This is a genomic window from Corynebacterium sp. CMW7794 (genome assembly GCF_001563605.1).
GTDB classification, from domain to species: Bacteria; Actinomycetota; Actinomycetes; order Mycobacteriales; family Mycobacteriaceae; genus Corynebacterium; species Corynebacterium phoceense.
The window spans coordinates 193,237-205,440 of record NZ_KQ961714.1 but is presented as its reverse complement, the minus strand read 5'-3'; the positions used below and the strand labels follow the sequence as shown (position 1 = coordinate 205,440).

The following is a 12,204-nucleotide window of genomic DNA, read 5'->3' as shown; positions in this document are numbered from 1 at the left end:
CCCTACCTGGCGTCCCCAGACGCGTAGATTGGATGGCATGAGTCAGTTGAAAGAAACCATCCGCGCCGACCTGAAGACCGCCATGAAGGCCCGTGAAAAGGAGCGCACGAGCGCCATCCGCTCGTTGCTCGCCGCCATCCAGGCCGAGGAAACGAATGGTGCCCGCCACGATCTTACCGACGAGGACGTACTCAAGGTCATCGCCCGCGAGATTAAGAAGCGCCGCGAGTCCGCAGAGGTCTACGCCGAGAACGGCCGCCCAGAACTCGCTGAGGCCGAGCTTGTCGATGTCCCCTTCTTCGAGGCTTACCAGCCCGCACAGCTCTCGGACGACGAGGTCACGGCCCTCGTTGACGAGGCCGTCGCCGAGGTCGAGGCCGAGAAGGGCGAGCCTGCCTCCATGAAGCTCATGGGTGGCGTCATGAAGGCTGCCAACGCCAAGGCCGCCGGCCGCGTGGACGGCAAGCGGCTTTCCGATGCCGTCAAGGCACGCCTGCAGGGCTAGTTCTGCAGCGCCAGCTCGCCGCTGGAATGGCTTAAAGCCCGCGGGAGAATTAGAGATTCTCCCGCGGGCTTTGTGTACTTAGCTGGCCTCGCCGGAGCTCACCTCCATGGGGCTCACGCTCAGGGAGACGAGCTGGAGCACGGTGATGAGGGCACCGCTCACGAGCCGAAGAGGAAGCGCGCCGAGGATCGCCAACGCCCACCCCGCGGTGGGCGGGACGGGCGTGAAACGAACGGAGCGTGAGAGCCAGCGTTAGAGGCCGAAGGCATTGCGGACGCTGTCCGCGAGGTCGTTGAACTGCTGCTCGAGGTTGGGGACAGCTGGCGCCGCAGGCGCGGCCGGCGCGGCGGGCACGTTGGCCGCGTTCGCAGCCGCCCCGCCGGTTCCCTCGGCGCGCCACGAGCCGCTCGTGGGCGCGGCGGCGCCGGTGCCGTCAGAGACCTGCAGCGTGACTTCGGCGCCCTTCTTCAGGCCGCCGGCGGGCTTGAGCGCGCGCACGACCTGGCCGTAGCCCACGCCCATCCCAGGCACTCGATTGACCTTGACGCTGTAGCCCTTGGACTCCAGCGTGCGGCGAGCCTCGGCCTCGGACTTATTCTTCAGTCCATCGAGCGTCGCGTCGCCGGACGTGCCCTTGTCGTAGGCATTGTTGTAACCGGGGAGGGCACCCACGCCAAGCTGGCTTGCGAGCTCGAAGTAGGTCGCGGCCGGTTCCTTGCCGCCAAAGAGATCGCCCCAGCCACACTGGCGGACGGGGCCGGTGCAGAGCGGGGTGGTCGTTGTGCCGTCGTTATAGATGTAGGGTGCCGCGGACCACTTCGAGGTAAAGCCCAAGAAGGCGGAGGACTGGTTGGACTCAGTCGTACCGGTCTTCGCCGCGGTGGTGCCGCTGAAGCCGTAGGCGCGCGCCGAGTCGGCCGCAGTGCCCTTGACGGCGTCTTGGCTGAGCGCATTCGACAGGGCATCGGCCACGTCCTTGTCGATGGCGCGCTCGCACGGGGTGGGGTCGAGGTAGACCTCGTTGCCGTCGCGGTCAGTGATTTTCTCGATGGGGTTTGGCTCGCACCACATGCCGCCGGACGCGATGGTTGCGCCCACGTTGGACAGCTCGAGCGGATTCACGGCCGTGGGGCCCAGCGTGTAGGAGCCCATGGAGGAATCTTTCGCGGTCTGGGCGATGGAGGAGTCCTCGCTAAACGAGCCGTCCTTGATGTAACTGCGCAGGCCCAGCTTGACCGAGGTGTCGACGATGGAGGACACGCCGAGCTGCTCTAGCATCTGCACGAACGTCGTATTCGGCGAGTAAGCGAGTGCGTCCTGCAACGTCATAGACGCCTGGTAGGAACCAGCGTTTTCGACGCAGTACTTGTCAGCCGGGCAATTCTGCGCGCCGCCGTGACCCAGGCCCGAGGCCTCGTAACGCGCCGGGACGGAGAGCTGATCCTTGATGCCGTACCCGGCCTCGAGACCGGCCGCCGCCGTGAAGATCTTGAAGACGGAGCCCGCGCCGTTGCCCACGAGGGAATACGGCTGCGGCAGGATCGTCTCGTAGTTGTCCTGGTCCAGGCCGTAGGTGCGCGAGGACACCATGGCAAGCACGTCGCGGTCATCGGCGGCGGGCTCGACGACGTTCATGACCTCGGCGACGCCAGGAGCGGTGGGCGAGGTCTGATCGCTTACTGCCTTCTTCGCGGCATCCTGTGCCTTCGGGTCGAGCGTCGTGGTGATGGTGTAGCCGCCACGCGCGAGCGAATCTACATCCAGGCCCTTGGCATCCAAGTACTCGAGTACATAGTCACAGAAGAAGCCCCGGTCGCCGGCGCCGATGCAGCCGTTGGTGAGCAGCGACGGCTCGGAATTCACGCCGAGCGGCTGTGCGGCGGCATCGTCAGCCTCGGCCTGCGAGATGTAGCCATTGGCGGCCATGGACTGCAGGACCGTATTGCGGCGCTCCGTGACGGCCTCCTCGTTGGTGTACGGGTTGAGGTACTCCGAAGACTGGACCATGCCGGCGAGCATGGCCGACTGTGGCAGCGTGAGCTCGCTGGCGTTTTCGCCGAAGTAGGTGCGTGCAGCGGCCTCGATGCCGTAGGCGTGGTTGCCGAAGGAGACAAGGTTCAAGTAGTTGGCGAGAATCTGCTCCTTGCTCAGTGTCTTGTCGATTTGCGTAGCCATGCGCATCTCGCGCAGCTTGCGGGCGACGGACTGCTCGGTGGCGGCCTGCTGATCCTCTTCGTCCTCGGCGGTGACGAGCAGCAGGTAATTCTTCACGTACTGCTGATCGAGCGTCGACGCGCCCTGGGACACGCCGCCGGCGAGGACGTTGGTGGCTACCGCACGGAAGTTGCCTTGGATGTCCACGCCTTCGTGGTCATAGAAGCGGCGGTCCTCGATGGAGACGATGGCGTCCTTCATCGTCTGCGAGATCTTGTCAGGAGCGACGGGGTAGCGACGCTGCGTAAACAGGTACGCCATGTCCTCGCCGGTCGCGTCCTTGATAGTGGTCACGCCGGGCATGTTGGCGGCCTCGAGGTCGTTGATGTCAGACTCCATCGCCTCTTGCGTGCGCGCGATGGCGACGCCGCCCACACCGGCGACGGGCGCCATGGCGAGTGCGCAAAGAAGTCCTACGAGGGCGGTCGCGCAGACCATCTTCAACAGGGCCTTAATATAAGTCACCTTCCATACACTACGTTGCTTTCCTGTGAAGCGAAACGCGTAAGACCCCCCTAAAGTGTGACCTGTTAGACAACGTAAAGGCCCTGTGAATACACTTACCTGTGTTAGGTTCCCTGAATTTGTGCGGGTGGTGCCCCGCACGGTCTGCGTCTGGGTGCGCCCGCTCCCAGCGTAGACCCAACGTTGGAAGGAGCGCATCCCCTATGGCTGTCAGCGTGACAACTTCCCAGAATGTATCCGACTACGTCGAGCGCGGAGAGTGGGTTACCCAAGCTAAGTGTCGTAACGGAGATCCGGACGCCCTCTTCGTGCGCGGCGCGGAACAGCGCAAGGCCGCCGTTATCTGCCGCCACTGCCCGGTGCTCACCGAATGCCGCGCCGATGCGCTCGATAACCGCGTCGAGTTCGGCGTGTGGGGTGGCCTCACCGAGCGCCAGCGCCGCGCGCTCCTGCGTAAGAACCCGCACATCACCTCGTGGGCACAGTACCTAGCCGAGGGCGGCGAGCTCGTCGGCATTTAGCCTGCACCGAGCGTGCGGGAAAAGGTAGGATTGGCCCCATGACACAATGGGAATACGCCACCGCACCGGTGCTTACGCACGCCACCAAGCAGATCCTCGACACGTGGGGCGAGGACGGCTGGGAGCTCGTCACGATCACTCCCGGCATGAATCCGGAAAACGTCGTCGCTTACTTCAAGCGTCCGGTTGAGGAGGCTTAAATGAGCCACCTCGCGCGCCTTAAAGAACTCGGCTACTCCCTCCCGCCGGTGGCCAAGCCGCTTGCGTCCTATGTGCCTGCCACCCGCGTGGGCAACCAGGTCTGGACCTCCGGCCAGCTGCCTCTCGTCGACGGCGCCCTGCCCATCACGGGCAAGGTCGGCGGTGCAGTGACGTCCGAGCAGGCTGCCGATGCCGCCCGCACGGCCGTCCTCAATGCCCTTGCGGCCGTGGACGCCGAGGTAGGACTCGATAACGTCACCCGCGTCCTCAAGGTCGTGGGTTTTGTGGCCTCGGACCCGAACTTTGTGGAGCAGCCGGCCGTTATCAACGGCGCCTCGGACTTCATTGGTGAGCTTTTCGGCGAGGCGGGCAACCATGCTCGCTCGGCCGTCGGCGTTGCCGTCCTGCCAAAGGACGCACCGGTGGAAATCGAGCTTATTGTGGAAGTCAGTGCATAAGACGCGCTCGTTTGAGATAGGCTGAAAGACATGGAACATCCTGCATATAGTCAGCTGCGCCCCGTTACCCAATCCGTGGGCGTAGTTTTGTGCGATAACCCTTCATACACTGCTCTCGAGGGCACGAATACTTGGATCGTGCGTGCCCCTGAAGATGACCGCGCCATCGTGGTGGATCCGGGCCCAGAGGACGAGGGTCACCTTAACGTCGTCACCGCCAAGGCCGGCGAGGTAGCGCTCATCCTCATCACCCACCGCCACGACGATCACGCTTCCGGCGCTCAGCGCCTGCGCCAGCTCACCGGCGCCCCGATCCGTTCCTTTGATCCGAGTTACTGCAACGGTGGCGAGGCCCTCGAAGACGGCGAGATCATCGCTTTGGACGATGTCACGCCGCGTCTCGAGGTCGTTCACACTCCGGGCCACACTGCGGATTCGACGAGCTTCTTCGTCTGGTCCGGTGAGCCCAAGGAGTCCCGTCTTGAGGGCATAATTACTGGCGACACGATCGTAGGCCGCCACACCGTGCTGCTGTCCGAGACGGACGGCGACTTGGCTGATTACTTGAAGACGCTCGACGTGCTCGAGGAGCGCGGTAAGGACGTACCGCTGCTGCCGGGCCACGGTCCGGACTTGGATGACGTCTCGCAGGTCGCCCGCAAGTACATCGACCGCCGCCATTTCCGCTTGGATCAGATCAAGGAGATCCGCAGCCGTCTGGGCAACGACGTTGACCTGAAGACGCTGATCGACGAGATGTACGACGATGTGGACCCGGTTTTGCGCCACGCCGCAGAGCAGTCCACGCGCACGGCGCTCAAGTACTTGGACGCTTAAATTTCGCGCTCATTGTGGCCCCTTCGGGGGCCATTTTTTATGCCTGCTGCCGCGAAGTATGAATGAGTGATCGAAAAACCTGGGCTTTTCGGGCGACTCATTCACGTTGTAGGCGGCGGTCGGCTGAAAAATGCGAAACCCCGGCACGCGGCCGGGGAAGAAACGCGCGGGTTTAGCGAGCGCGCTTGGCGAGGTGCTCGGTGTCGACGATGAGCACCGACTTGCCCTCGAGGCGAATCCAGCCGCGGTGGGCGAAGGTGGCGAGCGCCTTGTTGACGGTCTCACGGGACGCGCCGACGAGCTGGGCGATCTCTTCCTGCGTGAGGTCATGGTTGACGCGCAGTGCGCCGCCTTCCTGAACACCGAAGCGGTTGGCGAGCTGGAGGAGCGTCTTGGCGACGCGGCCTGGGACGTCAGTGAAGATGAGGTCCGCGAGGTTGGCGTTCGTGCGGCGCAGGCGGCGGGCGAGCACGCGGAGCAGCTGCTGGGCGATAGCCGGGTGATCGGCGACCCAGTGCTTGAGCATCTCCGAGTTCATGGTCGCGGCCTGGACCTCCGTGACACAGACGGCCGAGGAGGTACGCGGGCCCGGATCGAAGATGGAAAGCTCGCCGAACATATCAGACGGGCCCATGACCGTGAGCAAGTTCTCGCGGCCGTCCGGCGCGTGGCGGGCGAGCTTAATCTTGCCCGAGGTGATGATATACAGGCGATCGCCCGGCTCGCCCTCCTCGAAGATGGTGGTGCCGCGCGGGAAGCGGACCGTTTCCATCTGCTCAATCAGGTTCTGCACTGCAACCGGATCCACACCTTGGAAGATGCCGGCGCGCGAAAGAATTTCCTGTACGCCTTCCACTTATCGCTCCTTGGCTTATCGTGGACCGAGCCGTCGTTTACCCGCGAGCCGGCTAGGGCCGTGTGGGGCCGAAAGCTCGATCCAAAAATCATGTCACGCCGCAGGGTACGACGCGTCACTATGTAACGCGTCTCAGTCTACCGTGGAATTGGTCACGAATGTAAATATCGCGACCGTTAATCACTAAATCTTTCGTGAAGAGTGTGTACAACTCGCTGTCGCGAGTATTCTACAGCGCTTTCTCCTCGAGTCTTTCCATTCCCATGGCGAAGAGAGCGAGGGCGATAGGCACGATCACAACGAGAGAAATCATGCTATCAAGCCTACCCGGTCTCCACCGAGTTGCGCCGTGAGGTCGCTAGGATGGGTGATTATGGCTAGAAACACGGCGGCGGATGCGCAGGAGGTTAATGCGCGGCTCGCGGAGGAATACCCAGACGCGCGCTGCGAGCTCGACTTTGAGAACCCTTTGCAGCTCACTGTCGCCACGTTGCTTTCGGCACAGACGACGGACGAGCGCGTCAACCAGGTCACCCCGGAGCTCTTCCGGCGCTATCCCACCGCGGCGGACTACGCACAGGCGCGCCGCGGCGACGTGGAGGAGATCATCCGGCCGCTCGGCTTCCAGCGTTCTAAGGCGGGGCACCTCATCGGGATGGGGGAGACCCTCGTCGCGCAGTTCGGCGGCGAGGTCCCATGCGCGGTCGAGGACCTCACCCAGCTGCCTGGCGTGGGTCGGAAGACGGCGCTCGTCGTGCGCGGCAACGCCTTCGACCTGCCCGGCATCACCGTCGATACGCACGTCACACGCCTGTCACATCGGCTGGGGCTCAGCGACGCGTCGACGCCGCTGGCCATTGAACGCGACCTCAACGCACAGATCCCCGAGGCCGAGCGCACCCTGTTTTCCCACCGTGTGATCCTCCACGGCCGTCGCGTGTGCACCGCTCGCTCCCCACGCTGTGGCGAGTGCGTCCTTGCCGATATCTGCCCCTCCAGTACGAACCCGAGGACGGATGCTGATGAATAAGACCGTCATTGGCTCGATTGCGGCGATGCTCGTGCTCGGCGTGGGCGTCGTCTTCGCGGCGCGTGGCGCGCTGTCCTCGGGGCCTGCGGACCAGGCCGCAGGCCAGCCGACCGTGAGTACTGCGGCGCCGGAGGACGAGAGGGCATCGGCAAGCGTGACGGGACGCCCGGATTGCCTGAGCGGCACTGTGGCGGGCGTGGACCTGCCGTGCTTGGGTGGCGAGGCGACGGGACCCGCAGCGGACGAGGGAATCACCATCGTCAACGTGTGGGCCTGGTGGTGCGAGCCCTGCCGGACTGAGATGCCGCACCTCATGGAGGTCGCCGCGGCACACCCGGAGTGGAAGATCGTGGGCGTGCATGCGGACACCAACGCAGGCAATGGCGCGGCGTTCCTCGAGGATATCGGGGCGGAGATGCCCAGTTTCCAGGACTCGGACAATAAGTTTGCGGGCGCGCTCGGGCTGCCTGGCGTGATTCCCATTACAGTGGTGCTCAAAGATGGCGAGGTGCAGGGCCGAATCATTAAGGCCATGACGAGCGCCGAGGAAATTGAAACGAGCATCGAGGAGTACCTATGAGCAACGACGCCGCGTGGCTGCGCCCTGCCATGGGGCTGAGTACGCCGCAGATTGACGAGGTACTGGGCAACCGCCTGTTTGTGAAGGACGCGCCGAAGGTGCTCAAGCCTGCGGCGGTGCTCATGCTGTTTTCAGGCACGAGCCTCGACGACGGCGAAGTAGTGCTTACGCACCGCTCGCCGAGCATGCGATCGCATTCGGGGCAGATTGCGTTTCCCGGCGGGCGCTTGGAGGAGGGCGAGACGCCTGTCGATGCCGCGCTGCGCGAGGCGTGGGAGGAGACCGGTCTGGAGGCCGATACGACGACGGTCGTCGAAGAGCTGGATCCCGTGACCATTCGGGTCTCGGGCCACCCGGTGAGCCCGGTGCTCGCGCACTGGCATGCGCCCATGCACTTGTGGCCGGCAAGCCCGGCGGAGACGGATGACGTTTTCACGGCTTCACTGCGCGAGCTGTTGGATCCGGAGAACCGACTCACGATTGGCTGGGGCGATTGGACAGGCCCAGCGTTCTGGGCGAATGGCTACCTCATCTGGGGGTTTACCGGCGGGCTGCTGTCGAGTTTGTTTGCGCATGCCGGGTGGGAGGAAGATTGGGACCGCGAGAATCGCCACGACCTCCGGTCGGTACTTCGATCCTCGCGTAATCGTGAGAAGATGTAATTCTTCCACGAAACCATCTGACCCGAAGGATTGTTTGTGACCGCCGCCCTTACCGTTGATGCCGTCATCGTTCTTGGCGCGCTGGCGGCGTGGTGGAGCGGCTGGCGGCAAGGCGCGTGGAGCTCGATTTTGAGTTTTATCGGCATCGTGTCTGGCCTCGTGCTGGGCATGGTGGCTGCACCCGCCGTCATGGAACTTACGGAGCAGACGGCGCTGCGCTTCCTGCTGGGGCTTGGCGTGGTCATCCTGCTCGTGGGTGTGGGCCAAATCATCGGCGGCATGCTGGGCACGACGCTGCGCGACCGCATGCGGGCGCGCTCCCAGCAGCGCGTCGACTCCATCGTGGGCGCGGTCTTCCAGGTCGTGGCCATGCTGCTCATCACGTGGCTTGTGTCCATCCCGTTGGCCTCTGGGCTGGGCAGTAAGGTTTCCAAGGGAATCTCGGAGTCTGAGATCCTCGGCGCTATGTCACGCGTCGCGCCCTCGCAGCTGTCCAACCTGCCGTCCGGCATCGCGGCCTTGCTCAACGACTCGGGCTTGCCGCCGCTCGTTTCACCGTGGACGGATCAGTCCACCGTTGAGGTCGAAGCCCCGCGCATTGAGGTCGAGGACAGGGAGCTCGTAGAGCGCCTGCGCCCCTCCGTCATCCATGTGCTCGGTGACGCGGAGACGTGTAGCCGCCGCCTCATGGGCTCGGGCTTCGTGGTGGCCGAGGATTACGTGGTGACCAACGCCCACGTCGTGGCGGGCACCAATGTGGTGGCGCTCGATACCACGCTGGGTATGAAGAACGCTGAGGTCGTCTACTACAACCCGGACGTGGATATCGCGGTACTGCACTCGACCGGCCTGGGCATTGCGCCGTTGAGCTGGGCGCCGGAGCAGGCGCAGACGGGCGATGATGCCGTGGTTATGGGCTTCCCGCTCTCCGGCCCCTTCACTGCCTCGCCTGCCCGCGTGCGGGAGGAGCTCACCATCGTGGGGCCTGACATCTATGCAGAGGGCCGTGTGGAGCGCCACGCGTACACCGTGCGCGGCACCATTCGCCAGGGCAATTCCGGTGGCCCGATGATCAACTCGACGGGTGAGGTCTTAGGCGTCGTCTTCGGCGCCTCCGTTGACGACTCGGACACCGGCTACGCGCTCACCGCTGAGGAAGTCCAGTCCCATATCGGGGACGTCACGCAGCTTGTCGATACCGTCGATACCGGGACGTGTGTGTCCAAGTAAACCGCGGCGGCTACATCGCTGTTTCTTAGTGGCTGCCTTTTAGTTGTGGTTTCGGCGATAGCGCCCCAGCCACAACGTGACGGTGCGGGCGAACTTCTCGGGATTCTCGATATGCGGCAAGTTCTTTGTCTTAGGGATATACGCCGTCACGAGTGATTCCGCGCGGCGTCGTGCGCGCCGAATGACAGGCCACCACAGTCTCTGGCTTGCGTGGACGAAGAGCACCGGTGCCTGCGCCTTGGCGTCAAGCCCAGCGCGCGGAATGGGCGCGGTGAGGAGCCTGTGGTTCCATACCGTGCCGCGCAGCGAATGATCGATGGCCATGGCTTGCTCGCGCAGATGCTGGTTTGCTTCTTCTGCAGGCCCCTGGGTGAGGGTATTGAGCTTCGTATCAAGCCCAATGCGCGGGTTCTTCACGAGGACGCGCACGATGGGCAGCGGCAGGCGGAAGACAACCGTGCGCAGGAGGAGCCAACCAAAATCCCAGGGGCGTGCGGCGATGGCGCGGCGCAGGTCCACCGGGTGCGCGCCGGATACCGACACCACGGCATCCACACGCTCAGGGCGCTCGCACGCGACGCACCACGCCAAGGCTGCGCCGGTGTCGTTGCCGATGAGCGTTGCCGAGTCGTGGCCCAGGGCCTGGATGAGCCCCGTGATATCCCCGATGAGCGTGCGCATGTCCTGGCCCGCATCAACCGGCGGCTTATCCGACATGCCATAGCCGCGCAGATCCACTGCGGCGACGTGATGGCCAGCGGCCGCGAGGGGCTCCAACACATCCTTGTAATCGAACCAACCGCCAATCGAGCCGTGAATGCAGACAATGAGCGGATCGTTCGCGCGTCCCAGTGTGGCCGCATGCAAACGAATGCCGCGGGTATGGAGCATCTCGTGGCGCCACGGGCCGTCCAGCTCGACGACGGAGGGTGAGTTCATGTGAGTCCTTTAAAGTGCGAAACCCCGCCCATCGCCGAGACAGTGTAGGGCGATAGACGGGGGAGGGAGTGCAGATTATTTAGGTGTACAGACCCTTAGAGTTCAGCTCCTTGGAGCCACGGGAACCCGGGATGACCTCCGGCAGCTGCTTGGCCGAGGCGATGGTCTTTTCCGGGGCCTTGACCTTCTTCACGTTCTTAAGGCCGATCAGCGCGGCAACACCGGCGATGACCAGCATGATAAGGAAGACGATGAGGAACGCTGCCCAGCGGTCCAGCCACTTGGCGAGGAGCTCCGCGAGGAAGAAGAAAAAGAAGAAAGAGCTAAAACCTGCGACGATGCCTGCAACGCCGAAGAAGCCAGCGCCGATGCCGCCCTTCTTCGCGGATGCAGCGAGCTCAGTCTTGGCAAGCTCCATCTCCGAGCGCACGAGCGAGGAAATCTGCTCCGTCGCGTTGGAGACCAGCTGGCCAATGGAGGCCTCACCAGTCTTCGCGGTGTCGACATCGCTGAGCGGAATAGCGTTCGCGCGCGGGGCGAACTGATTGGAACCGTCAGTGAAGAGTCCGTCGTTACTCACGGTGAAAAACCTGCCTTGTGTTCTTATGAGCTTATTTCTAAAAGTTACGCGACCACCATCCTAGCGAATTCACTGTGAAAATGATCGCGCGACCCTGCATGCCGCCGTTCAGCGCGTGCGCGAGCACGCGGAGTCAAGCCGTGTTCTTGGGCGCCGAAAAGAGCCAGAATCCCGCCGCCACGACTGCGGCCACGCCGGCAACGACGCCGGCGCCGATGCCCACCTCGCGGGCGTTGGGCAACGTAAACAGCGGAACTGGGTCCTTAAACGCCCGGATATCCCAGGAATTCTCCAGCGCGTGCTTCTTCAGTGGGCGGTCGGGGTTGACGGCCACGGGGTGCCCCACGAGCTCGAGCATGGGGATATCTGTTGCGGAGTCCGAGTAGGCGAAGCTGTCCTCGAGCGCGATGCCCAGTTCTTCTGCAATCTCGAGGACGGCCTCGGCCTTGGCTGGGCCCTTGCGGTAGTGCAGGATTTCGCCCGTGAACTCGCCGTCGATGACCTCGAGCTCCGTGGCTGCGATGACGTCAACGCCGAGCTCCTCGGCGATGGGGCGCACGAGGGTCTCCGCGGAGGCAGAGATGATGACGACGGTGTGGCCTGCTGCCTTATGAAAGTCGATGAGCTCGCGCGCCTCGGCATAAATGGCCGGGGTGACCACGGTGTGGAGCGTCTCGTGCACGATGTGCTCGACCTCGTCGACCTTCCAGCCGCGCACCATGGCGGTGAGCTGGTCGCGCGAGGAATCCATTTGCTCGCTCGTTTGGCCCATCATCATGTACGTTGCCTTGGCGAGAGAAATCTGCAGCGCGTTAGCTGGCGTGATGAGTCCGTTGTGCATGAACTCTTTGCCGAAGGCGTACGCCGACGAGGTTGCGATGATGGTCTTGTCCAGATCGAAAAACGCCGCGACGAGACGCCGTGCTGGCGTGCGCGTTGCCGGGGTTTCCGGGTGGTTCTGGGCAGTCATGGATTCCGATTGTAGCCCCTAAAGGCCAAGGTTGTCTGTTGTAAATGTGAAAATTGTGATGCGTGTTGTACCAGTGGGTATGCGTGCGTACACCCTTCCTATCGGTATGCCCCAGCGAAAAGTTACGGTTCCGTATCCACAGTGCTGACAATTGCA

14 protein-coding genes are annotated in these 12,204 nt (G+C 63.6%); 9 read left to right on the top strand and 5 right to left on the bottom strand.

Annotation, left to right across the window (positions count from 1 at the left end; genetic code table 11):
* Positions 1-37: 37 nt before the first annotated feature.
* Positions 38-505 (top strand): GatB/YqeY domain-containing protein, encoded by a 468-nt coding sequence (locus HMPREF3227_RS02625; protein WP_066489328.1) that lies wholly within the window; start codon positions 38-40, stop codon positions 503-505.
* Between the two features lie 252 nt (positions 506-757).
* Here the strand turns inward: HMPREF3227_RS02625 and HMPREF3227_RS02620 are convergent, their stop codons facing one another.
* Entirely contained in the window at positions 758-3,184 is a 2,427-nt protein-coding gene (locus tag HMPREF3227_RS02620; protein WP_181734562.1) for a transglycosylase domain-containing protein, read from the bottom strand.
* Positions 3,185-3,387: 203 nt separating this feature from the next.
* Between HMPREF3227_RS02620 and HMPREF3227_RS02615 the strand changes: the two genes are divergently transcribed.
* From HMPREF3227_RS02615 to HMPREF3227_RS02605, 4 genes are read left to right on the top strand one after another with little or no spacing between them, the layout of a single operon-like run.
* The gene (locus HMPREF3227_RS02615; RefSeq protein WP_066489344.1) at positions 3,388-3,705 is read left to right on the top strand and encodes a WhiB family transcriptional regulator; all 318 of its coding nucleotides are present in this window, start codon (positions 3,388-3,390) and stop codon (positions 3,703-3,705) included.
* Between the two features lie 38 nt (positions 3,706-3,743).
* Complete coding sequence (locus HMPREF3227_RS13170) at positions 3,744-3,905, top strand: DUF4177 domain-containing protein (RefSeq protein ID WP_181734563.1); 162 nt, start codon at positions 3,744-3,746, stop codon at positions 3,903-3,905.
* Positions 3,906-4,364 carry a RidA family protein gene (locus tag HMPREF3227_RS02610; protein ID WP_066489347.1) on the top strand — a complete coding sequence of 153 codons (459 nt, stop codon included), beginning with the start codon at positions 3,906-3,908 and terminating at the stop codon, positions 4,362-4,364.
* A gap of 30 nt (positions 4,365-4,394) precedes the next feature.
* On the top strand, positions 4,395-5,201 hold the full coding sequence (locus HMPREF3227_RS02605) for an MBL fold metallo-hydrolase (RefSeq protein ID WP_066489350.1): 807 nt from the start codon (positions 4,395-4,397) through the stop codon (positions 5,199-5,201).
* Positions 5,202-5,373: 172 nt separating this feature from the next.
* On the opposite strand, the gene glxR is transcribed toward HMPREF3227_RS02605, so the two are convergent.
* Complete coding sequence (gene glxR / locus HMPREF3227_RS02600; protein WP_066489355.1) at positions 5,374-6,057, bottom strand: CRP-like cAMP-activated global transcriptional regulator GlxR; 684 nt, start codon at positions 6,055-6,057, stop codon at positions 5,374-5,376.
* A 373-nt stretch (positions 6,058-6,430) separates the two neighbouring features.
* On the opposite strand from glxR, the gene nth reads away from it, so the two are divergent.
* From nth to HMPREF3227_RS02580, 4 genes are read left to right on the top strand one after another with little or no spacing between them, the layout of a single operon-like run.
* Positions 6,431-7,087 carry an endonuclease III gene (gene nth, locus HMPREF3227_RS02595; RefSeq protein ID WP_066509936.1) on the top strand — a complete coding sequence of 219 codons (657 nt, stop codon included), beginning with the start codon at positions 6,431-6,433 and terminating at the stop codon, positions 7,085-7,087.
* Positions 7,080-7,667, top strand: a complete 588-nt coding sequence (locus HMPREF3227_RS02590; protein ID WP_066489371.1) for a TlpA family protein disulfide reductase — start codon at positions 7,080-7,082, stop codon at positions 7,665-7,667. The genes nth and HMPREF3227_RS02590 overlap by 8 nt, the downstream gene beginning before the upstream one ends.
* On the top strand, positions 7,664-8,329 hold the full coding sequence (locus HMPREF3227_RS02585; RefSeq protein ID WP_066489377.1) for an NUDIX hydrolase: 666 nt from the start codon (positions 7,664-7,666) through the stop codon (positions 8,327-8,329). Before HMPREF3227_RS02590 ends, HMPREF3227_RS02585 begins: the two co-directional genes overlap by 4 nt.
* A 36-nt stretch (positions 8,330-8,365) precedes the next feature.
* Positions 8,366-9,559, top strand: coding sequence for a MarP family serine protease (locus HMPREF3227_RS02580; protein ID WP_066489382.1), 1,194 nt, complete (start codon positions 8,366-8,368; stop codon positions 9,557-9,559).
* Between the two features lie 39 nt (positions 9,560-9,598).
* Here the strand turns inward: HMPREF3227_RS02580 and HMPREF3227_RS02575 are convergent, their stop codons facing one another.
* From HMPREF3227_RS02575 to HMPREF3227_RS02565, 3 genes are all read right to left on the bottom strand, one after another.
* Positions 9,599-10,498, bottom strand: coding sequence for an alpha/beta fold hydrolase (locus HMPREF3227_RS02575; protein WP_066509933.1), 900 nt, complete (start codon positions 10,496-10,498; stop codon positions 9,599-9,601).
* Positions 10,499-10,577: 79 nt separating this feature from the next.
* Positions 10,578-11,078, bottom strand: a complete 501-nt coding sequence (locus HMPREF3227_RS02570) for a phage holin family protein (protein WP_066509930.1) — start codon at positions 11,076-11,078, stop codon at positions 10,578-10,580.
* 133 nt (positions 11,079-11,211) lie between these two features.
* Positions 11,212-12,048 carry an HAD family hydrolase gene (locus HMPREF3227_RS02565; RefSeq protein WP_066489393.1) on the bottom strand — a complete coding sequence of 279 codons (837 nt, stop codon included), beginning with the start codon at positions 12,046-12,048 and terminating at the stop codon, positions 11,212-11,214.
* Positions 12,049-12,204 lie beyond the last annotated feature (156 nt).